Origin of the sequence: Nocardioides sp. CCNWLW239 (genome assembly GCF_037137035.1) — a bacterium.
Taxonomy (GTDB): Bacteria; Actinomycetota; Actinomycetes; order Propionibacteriales; family Nocardioidaceae; genus Nocardioides.
This window is the reverse complement of record NZ_JBBBNW010000001.1, coordinates 1,154,358-1,166,927: the sequence shown is the minus strand read 5'-3', so window position 1 is coordinate 1,166,927 and position 12,570 is coordinate 1,154,358. Positions and strand designations below refer to the sequence as shown.

Sequence of the window (12,570 nt, the reverse complement as noted above, 5' to 3'; positions counted from 1 at the left end):
CCTATGGGCCACGCTCAGCTTCACAACTCTCGGGCGACCGGGTCAGGCCGGCTGCAGCCTGAGCGTGCGGCGCTCGGCGGCAGGGGAGCCGGGGGTGGGGAACCAGTGGTGGATGACCGCGGTCTGGCAGGCGGTCCACAGGCCGCTGATGACCCAGTAGACGAGCAGGGCGAGCGGGACGGTGCTGCCGGCGAGGAGCATGCCGCCGGCCGAGATGACCGGCATGAGCTCCTGCATCCGGATCATCGACTCGGGCATGTCCGCGCGCACCATGTTGGGGAGCACCCACAGCCGCTGGCTGAGGTAGCTGACCAGCGCTGCCGTCGCGGCGAGGCCGAGGGTGATCACCAGATGGGCGGTGTCGCCGGTGAGGTAGCCGTGGCCGGTCAGCGGTGTGCCGAGGAAGGTCGCGGCGCCGAGGGAGTCGACCAGTGAGTCGTTCATCGCGCCGACCGAGGTGTTCCGGCTGACGTCGGAGAGCAGGTGGTAGAGCGCCAGGAAGATCGGTATCTGGGCGAAGGCGGCGAGCATGGCGAAACGGGGCACGCCGTGCTCCTCGTTGATCCGGCGCCGCTCCTCCATCATCGCCATCATGTCGGCCTGGCTCGGGCTGCCCTTCGCCGTCTGCTTCTGATACTTCTTCGTCAGCGCTTGGATCTGCGGTCGGGCGCGGGCAGAGGCGTGGGCGAAGCGGACACTGCGCACCGTGAGCGGCAGGAGGGCGAGCCGGACCAGCACTACGACGGCGGCGATGGCCAGCAGCCAGCTGGCGTTGTCGCCGGCGAAGGAGAGGACGTGGTGGGCGGCGGCGAGTACGGCGGCGAGGGCGTGCGACAGCGGGGCGAGGACGGACATGGGTGTGCTCCTGGGTGAGGTGAGTAGGACTGACGGGCTCGCCGGTGGGCGAGTGTCAGTCCTGCTCGGGAGCGCGCGGGCGGCGCGGGGAGCACACCGGGTCGGTGACCCGGGCAGCGAGATGGTGAGGCCCGTCGGAGATGTCTGGACGGACCGTCGAACGTGCCCTGACCAGCGCGAACGAGCTGACCTGGTGGATCGCCCCGACGGCGACCGCGGCGAGAGCCGTCGAGACCGCGATGGTGAGCAGCGCCTGCTCGGGGTCGACGCTCATCAGCGCCGGGAGCATCAACGTGAAAAGTGCGACCAGCGCGATGCGTACGCGGCTGGTCTCGTTCTTCACGCGGCCATCTTACCTGGCGGGATCAACCCGGCGATCAGGTCAGGTCGAGACGCATCAGGACACGTGGGTGGCCGGCCAGGACCGAGGTGGTGTCGGCGGCCCAGGTGAAGCCGGCGGCCTCGAAGTTCTTGCGGATCCCGGCGTACGCCATGGTCAGGTCGACCTTGGCGCCCTGATTGTCGAGCGGGTAGGCCTCGATGGCCGGAGCGCCGCGGTCGCGGGCGAAGTCGACCGCGCCCTGGATGAGCGCGTGCGAGATGCCCTTGCCGCGGTGGCCCGGCCGGACGCGGATGCACCAGACCGACCAGACCGGCAGATCGTCGACGTGAGGGATCTTCCGGTTGCTGGCGAAGGTGGTGTCCGCGCGCGGGGCGACCGCGGCCCAGCCGACCGGCTCCTCACCCTCGTAGGCGAGCACGCCCAACGGACCGTCGGCGAGCAGGTTGCGCACGAACTCGCCGCGCTCCTGCCCACGCATCTTGTTGTTGATCGTCGACGGGATCCGGTAGCTCAGGCACCAGCAGACGCTGGCGTCGGCGCGCTTGGGGCCGACCAGGGTGCGTACGTCGTCGAACACTTCCGCCGGTCGAACCTCGATCACCATAGGCGCAAGGTTGCTGCTCAGAGGCGTGCCGCGTCCAGATGTTTTTGGCGGTCGGCGGCCTGGGCAATGATCCGGTCGACGAGCTCCTCGCAGGTCGGAAGATCGTCGAGGAGACCGACGACCTGACCGCTGGAGAGCATCCCGGCGGAGGTGTCGCCCTCGACGAGCCCGGCGCGCAGGAGCATCGGGGTGTTGGCGGCGAGGACCACCTCGGCCCAGGTCCGGTCGCCGCCGTGGACCATCGCGCGGCCGTCCTTGATGAGCGTCCGCCAGGGGAGGCCGGACATCTCCTTGAACTGCCGGGTGCGCTTGAGGGTGCGCAGCAGCTTCGCGGTGACGCCTTCCTTCTCGAGGGTGTCGATGAACTCGGTGCGGAGCAGCCGGTGCGGCATGCCGTCGGCCTTGGTGGTCACCACGGTGCCGTCGAGACCGAAGTCGAGATAGCGGCGACGTACGTCCTCGGGGACCGCCGAGTCGGCGGTCAGCAGGAACCTCGTGCCCATGCCGATGCCCGCCGCGCCGTAGGAGAGGGCCGCCGCGAGGCCGCGGCCGTCGAAGAAGCCGCCGGCGGCGACGACGGGGATGTCGACCGCGTCGAGGACGGAGGGGAGGAGCAGGGTGGTCGGGACCGCGCCGGTGTGGCCGCCGCCCTCACCGCCCTGGATCATCACCATGTCGGCACCCCAGCTCGCCACCTTCTTGGCGTGCTTGGCGGCGCCGATCGAGGGCATCACGACGATGTCGTGCTCCTTGAGGGTGCTGATGAGCTCGGGCTTGGGGGCGAGGGCGAAGCTGGCGACCTTGACCTCGTGGTCGATCAGCAGCCGGCAGCGGTCGGCGGCGTCCGAGGCGTCGGCGCGCAGGTTCACCCCGAACGGCTTGTCGGTGCGCCCCTTGACCTCGATGATCGCCTTCTCGAGCTCGTCGAGGGTCATCGTGGCCGAGGCCAGGATGCCGAGGGCTCCCGCGTTGGCGGTGGCGGAGACGAGCCGCGGGCCGGCGACCCAGCCCATCCCGGTCTGCACGATCGGGTGGTCGACGCCGGTCAGCTCGGTCAGCGGCGTACGGAAGGTCTGTGCGGTGCTCATCGTCCGTCCTTCACGAAGGCGTCGCGGCGCTCGTCGGCGACACCGGCGAGATTGAGCTCGAAGGTGAAGCCCTGCTCGAAGCGGTAGGACGCGTTCACGTCGATGGGATCGATGCCGTTGAGCGCGGCCTTGGCGGCGCGGATGACCTGCGGGTCCTTGGCGGCGATCTGGCGCGCGACCTCGAGGGCCTTGCCGTCCAGCTCGTCGCGGGGGACGACCGCGTGGACCGAGCCGAGCTCGTGGAGGCGCTGGGCGGTGATGGTCTGGGCCGTGAAGTAGAGGGTACGCAGCATGTGCTGCGGCACCAGCCGGCCGAGGTGGGTGGCGGCGCCGAGGGCTCCGCGGTCGACCTCGGGTACGCCGAAGAAGGCGTCGTCGCTGGCGATGATCGTGTCGGCGTTGCCGACCAGGCCGACGCCGCCGCCGAGACAGAACCCGTTGACCGCGGCGATGACCGGGACCGGGCACTCGTAGATGGCCTTGAACGCGGCGTAGCAGCCGCGATTGGCGCCGAGGATGCCGTCGAAGCCCTCGATCTGCTGCATCTCCTTGATGTCGACGCCGGCGTTGAAACCCTTGCCCTCGGCGCGCAGGATCACGACCCTGGCGCCGCTGTCGGCCGCGGCGGTGACCGCGTCGGCTACCTCGAACCAGCCCTTGACCGGCAGTGCGTTCACCGGTGGGTGGTCCATCGTGACGACGGCGATCTGCTCGTCGGTGATCTCGGTGGAGATGCCCATCTCGTCCGTCCTCGAATCTGCCCTGACTAACCTAGCGATTGCTTGGTAGCCTAGCAGTTGCTTGGTTCACACTGGCAAGACCGACCGACAAAACATCGACCCAGGGAGCACTCACATGACCGGACTGCTGGACGGCCGGATCGCGATCGTCACCGGCGCAGGACGGGGGATCGGCCGCGCGCACGCGCTCGAGCTGGCCCGTCACGGCGCCAAGGTGGTCGTCAACGACTACGGCGTCTCGCTGGCGGGTGAGGGCACCGGCGAGTCGCCCGCCGACCAGGTGGTCGAGGAGATCGTCGCCGCAGGTGGGGAGGCGGTTTCCAACGCCGCCGACGTCGCCGACTTCGCGGCTGCCGAGGCGATGGTGCGGCAGGCCGTCGAGACGTACGGAGGGCTCGACATCCTCGTCAACAACGCCGGCTTCGTACGCGACCGGATGCTCGTCAACACCTCCGAAGAGGAGTGGGACGCGGTGATCCGGGTCCACCTGAAGGGGCACTTCGCGACGCTGCGGCACGCGGGTGCCTACTGGCGGGCGGAGTCCAAGGAGGGCCGGCAGCGGGACGCCCGGGTCATCAACACGTCGTCCGGAGCAGGGCTGCAGGGCTCGATCGGGCAGGGCACCTACTCCGCCGCCAAGGCCGGCATCGCCGGCCTCACGCTCGTCGCCGCCGCCGAGATGGCCCGCTACGGCGTCACCGTCAACGCGATCGCGCCCGTCGCGAAGACCAGGATGACCGAAGGCGCCTTCGACACCTCCGCCATGGCGCTGCCCGAGGACAACTCGCCCGTCGTCGCCTGGCTCGCCTCCGAGGACGCCCGCGACGTCACCGGCCGCGTCATCGAGATCGACGGCACCACGATCACCGTCGAGAACGGCTGGGCACACGGCCCCTCCGCCGACGCGGGAGTCCGCTGGGAGGCCGCCGAGGTCGGTCCGGCGCTCCGCAAGCTCCTCGGCGAGGCGCCGGTGCCGGAAAAGGTCTACGGCACCTGACCGCTGCCGATCGGGGCTGGTCGGTGGGGGCGCCGGACGTGTAACACGTCGTTCGTAGCACTATCCGGTCGTTGTCATAGGGCGAGTAGTACTACGAACGACGTGTTACAGCTCGTCGCCGCCGCCCCCCAGACCTAGCCGAGCTCGGCGCAGACGACCGCCGCGATGTCCTCCAGCGGCTTGTCGAGGGGGACGGCGGTGGGGTCGTCGGAGCGCGTCAGGGCGGCGATGACGATCGGGGCGCCGGCGGGGGTCCAGGTGACGCCGACGTCGTTGCGGGAGGCGTGGTCGCCGCCGCCGGTCTTGTCGGCGAGCCGCCAGGCGGCCGGCACCCCGGCCCCGAACCGGGTCACGGTCGACTGGTTGGCGAGCATCCAGGTGATCAGCTGGTCGCGGTCGGTCCGCGCGAGGGTGTTGCCGAGCAGCAGCTTCGTGTAGTCCTGCGCGATCGCCCGCGGCGTGGTGGTGTCGCGCGGGTCGCCGGGGATCGCACTGTTGAGGTCGGGCTCCCAGCGGTCCAGGCGGGTCACCTCGTCGCCGAGGGAGCGCGCAAACGCGGTGACGCCCGCGGGCCCGCCGACGAGACGCATCAGCACGTTGGCTGCGGTGTTGTCGGACCGCGTGATGGTCGCCTCGCAGAGCTGCGCCACGGTCAGGCCGTTGCGCGTGGTGAGCGAGGTGATCGGTGAGTTCACGACGACATCGCCGGCGTCCCAGGTCAGGCGCTGCCGGAGCGTACGCGCAGGCAGGTCCCGCAGGATCTGTGCGGCGAGCAGCGTCTTGAAGGTCGACAGCATCGGGAAGCGCTCCTCGGCACGGTGCTCGACGGTGCGTCCGGTCCGTAGGTTCTTCGCCCAGACGCCGAGATGGCGCTGGTGCTTCTGCTGCAGCGCGGCGATCGAGGGGCTGTCGGCGGCGTACGCCATCGAGCCGCCGGCGACGGTCACGGTCCCGGCGACGGCGGCTGCGGCAGCGGCTCCGCCCAGGACGGCACGGCGGCTGAGGATCGGGTGAGTCATGCTGAGGGCCTTCCGGTGGTCGTTCATGAGGTGGCATCGTGACGCCGCCTCGGCAACGCCGTCCAAGGACGATCCGACATGAAGGTATGCGCCGCCGACATGGGTCGCGCTGTGGGTGATCGGACATCCTGTACGCGTGGACCTACTGCTTCATCTGCGCGGCTTCGCCGCGGTCGCGGACGAGATGAGCGTCTCGGAGGCCGCCCTGGAGTTGGGCGTCGACCAGCCGCTGCTCAGCCGACGCCTGCGGGCCCTCGAGCGTGAGCTGGGCGTGGAGCTGATCGATCGCAGTCGACGCCAGATCGCGCTCACCCCGGCCGGGCACGCGCTGCTGCCGCGGGCCAGACACCTCCTCGACCAGGCCGACCATCTGCTGCGGAGCATCCGCCGCCACGATCGGGAACCCTTCGCGGTCGTGGTGCCGTCCGGTTGCGACCCGGCGTCCCTCGCCCGGTTGGTGGCGCTGCTGGAGGCGGCAGGTGTCGACGTACGCCTCGCGAGCGACAGCGAGGAGCCACCGGAGGCAGCCGCTTGGCTGGTCGATGCGTGCGATCCCGATGCGGCCACCTGGGTCACCCCGCTCGGCGCCGCGACTGCGCCGACCGGTCCCGGGACCAGGCCCCACCCGGTGTCGTTGAGCGCGCTGCGCCCACGCAGAGGCGGGGAGCGTACGCAGGTGCTCGCCCTCCCACGCGACCTCGACGATCCTGCCGGGCGGCTGCGGCGGCTGGCGGACCGGGCGGGCATCGGGCCGGCCACGCTGCGTCGTACGCCCCACCGGCTCGCGGTGGCCGAGGCCCTGGCCGGGCGCGGGACGTTGGTCTGCGCGCGGCACGAGGCGGTGACGTACGGGCTGAGCTGGTCGCCTCTCACCGGACCGGTGGCGCGCGGCCACCGGCTGGTGGAGCAACAGCCGCTGCCCGGACCGTTGGCGGCGGGCCCGCTCCGCCGGCAGGCGCTCGCCCTGCTCGGCGCGTGCGTCGGTGCCCCGGAAGAAGGGGCCGGATGAGTCCGCTGGTCGGCAGCGACCGGGGGCTGATCGACCTCGCCGAGGTCACCGCCGAGCGCTTCCGGGAGCTCCAGGTCAGGGTCGCGTTCCTGGCCCGCGACATCGACACCGGCCACGAGGTCGGGGTCGGCGTGGACCGTCCGATGCCGCTGGCGTCGGTGGCCAAGGTGCCGCTCGCCCTGGTCGTCGCCGACCGGATCGCCCGCGGCGAGATCGATCCTGCCGCGCAGGTGACGCTGCCCGCGGCCGAACGCAGCTTCGGGCCCTTCGGGTTCTCGGCGTTCGCCCATGACGTCACCTGCTCGGTCGCCGACCTGATGCTGATGATGCTCACCCTCAGCGACAACGCCGCCGCCGATGCTCTCTTCGCCGAGGTCTCCCCGCAGGAGGTCGACGAGCAGCTCGCCGAGTGGGGCACGGACGGGCTGCGGGTGCGGCACCGGATGCAGCCGATGTACGACTACGCCACCCGTCTCGCCGGCCACGACTTCGCCCTCGCCACCCAGCTCGCGGTGGAGGGTCGCCGTCCGGGCGGCCGCCACGTCATCGACTCGCTCGATGTCGAGCGCGCCACCGTCGGTACGCCGCGCGCCTGCGTCGGCCTGCTCGGGCGCATCTGGCGGGACGAGATCGCCAAGCCCGAGGCGACCGAGCTGGTGCGACGGCTGATGGGCAAGCAGGTCTTCACCCACCGGATCGCGGCCGATCTGCTCGCCGACGACATCCAGCTCGCCGGCAAGACCGGCGGGTTCCTCACGCTGCGTCACGAGATCGCCGTGATCACTCATCCCGGCGGCCGCGTCGCCATTGCCGTACTCACCGACTCCGACCGCACCGCCCGGATCCAGAACGACGTCGACCTCGCCATCGCCGCCACCGCCCGCGACGCCGTCGAGGCCCTCGCCGCACGCCGTCTCGCCTGAGCCGAGGCGTCAGGTACGCCGGCCGAGGCGTCACCTAGGTCGGCCGAGACGTCACGTACGTCGACCGAAGCGGCAAGCCGATGTCACCTCGCCCGACGGGGCTGACGCCTCGGCCGACGGGGCTGACGCCTCGGTAAAAACCAGATGGCAGCGACCCGCTCGCGGTGGTGGAATTGGCCGGTGCCCGCCCTGCCCAGTTTCCTCCGCAACCTGATTCCGCCGACGCCGTTGTCGAAGCGTCTGGCGACGCAGTCGTTGCTCTTCGCGGCAGGGGACGGCACGTTCAACACAGCGGCCGCGTTCTACCTGGTCGCCTTCGTCGGGCTGACGCCGGCACAGATCGGCATCGGCCTGACGGTGGCCGGGATCGCGTCATTCCTCACCGCCTACCCGATGGGCCGGTTGGCCGACTTCGTCGGCCCGAAGCGGATCTGGGCGATCAGCGCCCTGATCAGTGCATCGATGTTCGCGACGATGCCGTTCATCCATGGCTTCTGGGCCTACCTTGCCGTCATCGTGGTCTTCGAGGTGGTCAACAACGCCGGCGGCGCCGGCCGGAACGCCTACGTCCTCGACGTCCTCCCCGACAAGGAGCGGGTCGAGACCCAGGCGTTCATGTACTCCAGCCTCAACCTCGGCTTCACCATCGGCGCCCTGATCGCCGGCATCGCGCTCGCGATGGAGACCGACACGGTCCTCAAGTGGGGCGTGCCGTTCCTCGCGATGGCGGTCGGGATCGGCAACGCGTTCTGGATCACCCGGCTGCCGAGGGCACCCCACGAGGAGCGCCGTGCGGCCGGCGAGATCACCGAGAAGCTGCCCGGTCCGGGCGCGCTGCGCAACGTCGGCTGGCTCCTGGTGACGACCTTCACCGGCACGCTGTGGTCCAACCAGGTGCTGCTCCACACCGTGATCCCGCTGTGGCTGGTCGAATACACCGACTCGCCGCGCTGGCTCCTGGCCTGGCTCTTCGCGACCAACACGGTGCTGTGCATCATCCTCCCGGCCTACACCTCCAAGGGCGTCCACAGCGTCCGCGACGCGCTACGCCGCGTGTGGTGGAGCAGCGGGTTCTTCGTCGCCGCCTGCGCGATCACGCTGGTCACCCACGACACCCGCGGCATCCTCACCATCTTCCTGGTCTGGCTCGGCCACGTGGCCGTCACCGGCGCCGAGCTCGCCATCGGCTCGGCGAGCTGGGCCTTCCAGGCCGAGCTCATGGACCCCGAGCGACGGGGCGAGTACGAAGGTGTGGCCGGCATCGGCCGCCAGCTCGGCGGGGCCTGGGCACCGGCGCTGTTCACCTTCCTCGCGATGGGCTGGCACCCCGAGTTCTACAGCGGTGCCGGCTGGATCGTGATCGGCGCGATCGTGGTCGCCGCCGCGGCCGCCATGGGGCCGTCGACCCGGATGGCCGAACGTTTCAAGCAGGCCCACTTCCCCCACGAGAACGAGCCGGAGCCGGCTGCAGCCTAGCCTCGGCGCAGGATCCGCGCGATCCGGTCGCCGAGGTAGGGCGCGAGCGTCTCCGCATACAGCGGAGAGATGTGGAAGCCGTCGAGGTAGACCTCGAGATTCCCGACGACCGGAGAGCACCGCCTCGTCCCGCAGAAGTACGAGGTGAGGTCGACGTGATGGGCGTTGGTGGCCAGCCGGGTCGCGCCCAGGCTGCCGTCGTCGCGTACGACCCTGTCGCGGTCCCGCGAGCACTCGGCCGAAGCAGCCAGCCCGTGCTCGTCGACGCACGGCTGGACCACCCGCGCGAAGAGCGCGCTGCTGGCCTCGAAGATGGGAGAGTCCTGGACCGCGATCACCGGCACCGACGGGTCCGGCCTGCTCGCCCACGCGTCCGCCATCCCGCGGCTGAGCGCCTCGACCTGGCTCTCGCCGGCCGACGCCTCGACATTCACCAGACTGGAGTGGACCACGACGTAGGCGTCGATGCCCTCCGCCGAGGCGATGTACGTCGTCAGCTTCTCCTTCCACCGATCGCACAGCTCGACGCTCGCCGCGGGCGTGCCGACCCGGTCCCGGGCGTTCCAGTGGCAGCCGGCCCGGCCGGCCACGTCGATGCGCCAGCCGCGGCTCTCGGCGATCGCGCGGTAGGCGGGCACGAACTGGTGGTTGTGGGAGTCGCCGACGGCCAGCAGCCGCCGTGTGTAGCCGGTCCTCGGGCCGAGGGTGCACACATTCAGCGTGACCGGCCGTTCCTTGTTGGACCAGCACGCTGACCCGTCCGGGGCCTGGTAGCCCAGACGGGCGTCGATCAGCGTCGACGGTCGCTCGCAGCCCTCGAGCGCAGGGTCGAGCGCGGCGGCGCCGATGCAACCGGCGTACCGCTCGGCGGCCTCGACCGCGGCCGCCTTCCGGGCCGCATCGTGACGCTCCACCTCGATGGTGGCCATCAGCGTCCCGCTCGTGACCAGGCCGAGCACGACGGCGACCGTCACGAGCCGCACCATGCCGGTGAACGGCGCCCCGATCCGGGTCACCGGCTGCTCGACGTAGCGATGCGTCAGCCAGGCCAGGACGACGGAGACTGAGAGCACGACCAGCGCGCCGACGACCGTGGTCCGGGTGGCGTACGTCCAGCTCAGCCAGGCGACCAGCAGCGGCCAGTGCCACAGGTAGAGCGGGAAGGAGATGTCCGCGACGAACCGCAGCGGCCCGAGCCCGAGGAGGCGCTGCGGTCCCCGGGAGGCGGTCCGCGACGACGGCGCCGCCGACCCGATCACGACCAGCAGCGCGCCGCCGACCGGCCACAGGGCCCACGGGCCGGGGAAGAGGGCCGCGCCGTCGAGCACGAACCCCGAGGTGGCGACGAGCAGCAGCCCGAGCCAGACGAGCACCGGCCGTGCCGCTCCGGGAGGTCGGAGACGGTCGAGGCCCAGCGCGACCAGTGCGCCCGCGCCGAGCTCCCAGAAACGCGCCCCGGTGTGGAAGTACGCGACCTGCTGGTCGGCCATCCCCAGCCGCCACGCGAAGACGAAGGAAGCGACCGTAGCCACCGACACCGCCACCACCAGCACGGCCCGGAGCCGATCCCGTGCCAGCCGCCAGGCGACCAGCACGACCACCGGCCAGACCACCAGGAACTGCCCCTGGACCGCCATCGACCAGAGGTGCTGCAGCGGGCTCGCGTCCGGCCCCGCCGCCCCATAGGCGAGCTGGGACCGGATCATCTCCCAGTTCAGGACGTACGCCGCCGACGCCGCCATCTCCCGCAGCGTCGAGCTCCACATCGCCCGCGGCATGACCGCCACCATGAGGACCGCGGTCCCCGCGAGGACGACCAGGATGGGCGCCGACAGCCGCAGGAACGTACGTCCGTAGTGGTCCGCCAGCCGCAGCTCGGAGTCCGCAACGCGCCGGATCAGCGACCGGGTCGCGAGGAACCCGGTCAGCGCCAGGAAGACGTCGACCCCGCCCGAGACCCGGCCGTTGCCGAAGAGGTGGAAGACCACCACGAGCGCCAGCGCCAGCCCCCGCAGCCCGTGGATCTCGGCGATCCGCTGGGGTCGACGGGAGTCCGGCATCGCGTCAGGCTAGGTCCGCCCGGTGACGTCGGAGAGAAGCCCAGATGAAGCCGAGTCGGCTCATCTCGACAGGGTTTTGTGTCAAGACGGGCCGACTCGGCGGGCGGCGGGTCAGGGGCCGAGGATCTGGTCCAGGTGGGGGTTGGTGAACGTACGCGCCGGGTCGAGCTTGTCGCGCAGCGCCACGAAATCGGCGAAGCGTGGGTAGCGTTCGGCCAGGTCGGCAGCGGTGAGCGTGTGCATCTTGCCCCAGTGCGGGCGGCCGCCGACGTCGCCGGCGATGCGCTCGAAGGCAGCGAAGTACTCCGAACGCCACGGCGAGGACGGCGCGGTGTGGATGGCGATGTAGACGTTCTCGCGGTCGAACCCGGTGGACAGCGGGATGTCGTCGGCGCCCGCGACCCGGACCTCGACCGGGAAGGAGATGTTCCACGAGGAGGCCTCGACGGCGCGTTGCAGCGCGCCGAGGACGTCCATGCCGGCGGCGCGCGGGACGGCGTACTCGCTCTCCACGAACCGCACCTTCCGCTGCGAGGTGAAGACCCGGTAGGAGATGTCGGTGAACTCGCGCGGGGAGAGGGCGGAGGCGGCGAAGCGGGCCAGCGGCTTGACCAGGCTCGGGACGCGCAGACCGAGCCCGACGGTCGCCCCGAACGCGGTGTTGGAGAGCAGTTCGTCGTCGAACCAGCCGCGGACCCGGCCCACCGGCGACAACGGCGTCTCCGGCAGCGGCAACCGGGTGTTGTGCTTGGTCAGGACCCGGGTGGTGTGCGGGAACCAGTAGAACTCGAAGTGGTCGGTGCCCGACGCGTGCTCGTCGAACGACGCCATCACCTCGGCGAGCTCGCCGTTGCCCTCACGAGCGTTCAACGCGAAGAGAGGCTCGGTCTGGAGCGTGACCTCCACGACGATCCCGAGCGCACCGAGCCCTACCCGCGCCAGGTCGAAGATCTCGGGATTCTCCGTCGCCGAGCACGAGACCACGGAGCCGTCGGCAAGGAGCAGCCGGAGGCCGCGTACCTGGGTCGCCAGGCCGCCGAAGCGCGCTCCCGTCCCGTGGGTTCCGGTCGCGATCGCCCCGGAGATCGACTGCTCCTCGATGTCGCCGAGGTTGGTCATCGCGAGCCCGAGCGCCTCGAGCGCGCGGTTGAGGACCTTGAGCCGGGTGCCGCCGCGGACCGTCACCAGACCGGTCGTCACGTCCGCCCGAACGATCCCCGAGAGAAGATCCAGGCTGACCTGGACATCGACCGGCGAGCCGATCGCGGTGAACGAGTGCCCCGCGCCGATCGGCCGCACCCGGCGACCGGCCTCGGACGCGGCCACGACGACGGCGGCGAGCTCCGCCTCGTCGCGAGGAACGACGACCTCGATCGAGCCCACCTGCTGGTTGCCGGCCCAGTTCTGCCACCCGCTCATTCCACGCACACCAGTCACGCGGGCAAGGGTGGCGGGT

The 12,570-nt window shown here is 71.0% G+C and carries 12 protein-coding genes; 4 read left to right on the top strand and 8 right to left on the bottom strand.

The features are described from left to right. Nucleotides 1–42: 42 nt before the first annotated feature. The 5 genes from yidC to WBG06_RS05575 are packed head-to-tail and all read right to left on the bottom strand — an operon-like array spanning nt 43 to nt 3,630. Complete coding sequence (gene yidC, locus WBG06_RS05595) at nt 43–855, bottom strand: membrane protein insertase YidC (RefSeq protein WP_336735543.1); 813 nt, start codon at nt 853–855, stop codon at nt 43–45. A 55-nt stretch (nt 856–910) separates the two neighbouring features. Beyond that, entirely contained in the window at nt 911–1,198 is a 288-nt protein-coding gene (locus tag WBG06_RS05590; RefSeq protein WP_336735542.1) for a hypothetical protein, read from the bottom strand. 34 nt (nt 1,199–1,232) lie between these two features. Beyond that, on the bottom strand, nt 1,233–1,802 hold the full coding sequence (locus WBG06_RS05585; protein ID WP_336735541.1) for a GNAT family N-acetyltransferase: 570 nt from the start codon (nt 1,800–1,802) through the stop codon (nt 1,233–1,235). A 17-nt stretch (nt 1,803–1,819) separates the two neighbouring features. Then, nucleotides 1,820–2,890 (bottom strand): NAD(P)H-dependent flavin oxidoreductase, encoded by a 1,071-nt coding sequence (locus WBG06_RS05580; protein WP_336735540.1) that lies wholly within the window; start codon nt 2,888–2,890, stop codon nt 1,820–1,822. Next, entirely contained in the window at nt 2,887–3,630 is a 744-nt protein-coding gene (locus WBG06_RS05575) for an enoyl-CoA hydratase family protein (RefSeq protein WP_336735539.1), read from the bottom strand. Before WBG06_RS05575 ends, WBG06_RS05580 begins: the two co-directional genes overlap by 4 nt. A gap of 115 nt (nt 3,631–3,745) precedes the next feature. On the opposite strand from WBG06_RS05575, the gene WBG06_RS05570 reads away from it, so the two are divergent. Further along, entirely contained in the window at nt 3,746–4,627 is an 882-nt protein-coding gene (locus WBG06_RS05570) for an SDR family oxidoreductase (protein ID WP_336735538.1), read from the top strand. Between the two features lie 134 nt (nt 4,628–4,761). Here the strand turns inward: WBG06_RS05570 and bla are convergent, their stop codons facing one another. Then, nucleotides 4,762–5,646: a class A beta-lactamase gene (gene bla, locus WBG06_RS05565; RefSeq protein WP_336735537.1), complete on the bottom strand. Its 885-nt coding sequence runs from the start codon at nt 5,644–5,646 to the stop codon at nt 4,762–4,764. Between the two features lie 136 nt (nt 5,647–5,782). Here bla and WBG06_RS05560 point away from each other — a divergent pair, with 136 nt between their 5' ends. The 3 genes from WBG06_RS05560 (at nt 5,783) to WBG06_RS05550 (ending at nt 9,054) form a co-directional block, all read left to right on the top strand. Then, nucleotides 5,783–6,655, top strand: a complete 873-nt coding sequence (locus WBG06_RS05560; RefSeq protein WP_442945407.1) for a LysR family transcriptional regulator — start codon at nt 5,783–5,785, stop codon at nt 6,653–6,655. Next, the gene (locus tag WBG06_RS05555) at nt 6,652–7,578 is read left to right on the top strand and encodes a serine hydrolase (RefSeq protein ID WP_336735535.1); all 927 of its coding nucleotides are present in this window, start codon (nt 6,652–6,654) and stop codon (nt 7,576–7,578) included. Before WBG06_RS05560 ends, WBG06_RS05555 begins: the two co-directional genes overlap by 4 nt. 180 nt (nt 7,579–7,758) lie before the next feature. After that, the gene (locus WBG06_RS05550) at nt 7,759–9,054 is read left to right on the top strand and encodes an MFS transporter (RefSeq protein WP_336735534.1); all 1,296 of its coding nucleotides are present in this window, start codon (nt 7,759–7,761) and stop codon (nt 9,052–9,054) included. Here the strand turns inward: WBG06_RS05550 and WBG06_RS05545 are convergent. Together WBG06_RS05545 and WBG06_RS05540 are read right to left on the bottom strand one after the other, a co-directional pair. Then, entirely contained in the window at nt 9,051–11,114 is a 2,064-nt protein-coding gene (locus WBG06_RS05545) for an acyltransferase family protein (protein WP_336735533.1), read from the bottom strand. The two genes, WBG06_RS05550 and WBG06_RS05545, sit on opposite strands and share 4 nt — an antisense overlap. A gap of 111 nt (nt 11,115–11,225) precedes the next feature. Then, a complete protein-coding gene (locus WBG06_RS05540) occupies nt 11,226–12,533 on the bottom strand; it encodes a D-arabinono-1,4-lactone oxidase (RefSeq protein ID WP_336735532.1) in 1,308 nt (435 codons plus the stop codon). Nucleotides 12,534–12,570 lie beyond the last annotated feature (37 nt).

What these genes read in the sequence shown, in the direction of transcription:
- yidC (WP_336735543.1), bottom strand. Translation starts at nt 855, where the DNA reads ATGTCCGTCCTCGCCCCGCTGTCGCACGCCCTCGCCGCCGTACTCGCC.
- WBG06_RS05585 (WP_336735541.1), bottom strand. Translation starts at nt 1,802, where the DNA reads ATGGTGATCGAGGTTCGACCGGCGGAAGTGTTCGACGACGTACGCACC.
- WBG06_RS05580 (WP_336735540.1), bottom strand. Translation starts at nt 2,890, where the DNA reads ATGAGCACCGCACAGACCTTCCGTACGCCGCTGACCGAGCTGACCGGC.
- WBG06_RS05575 (WP_336735539.1), bottom strand. Translation starts at nt 3,630, where the DNA reads ATGGGCATCTCCACCGAGATCACCGACGAGCAGATCGCCGTCGTCACG.
- WBG06_RS05570 (WP_336735538.1), top strand. Translation starts at nt 3,746, where the DNA reads ATGACCGGACTGCTGGACGGCCGGATCGCGATCGTCACCGGCGCAGGA.
- bla (WP_336735537.1), bottom strand. Translation starts at nt 5,646, where the DNA reads ATGACTCACCCGATCCTCAGCCGCCGTGCCGTCCTGGGCGGAGCCGCT.
- WBG06_RS05555 (WP_336735535.1), top strand. Translation starts at nt 6,652, where the DNA reads ATGAGTCCGCTGGTCGGCAGCGACCGGGGGCTGATCGACCTCGCCGAG.
- WBG06_RS05545 (WP_336735533.1), bottom strand. Translation starts at nt 11,114, where the DNA reads ATGCCGGACTCCCGTCGACCCCAGCGGATCGCCGAGATCCACGGGCTG.
- WBG06_RS05540 (WP_336735532.1), bottom strand. Translation starts at nt 12,533, where the DNA reads ATGAGCGGGTGGCAGAACTGGGCCGGCAACCAGCAGGTGGGCTCGATC.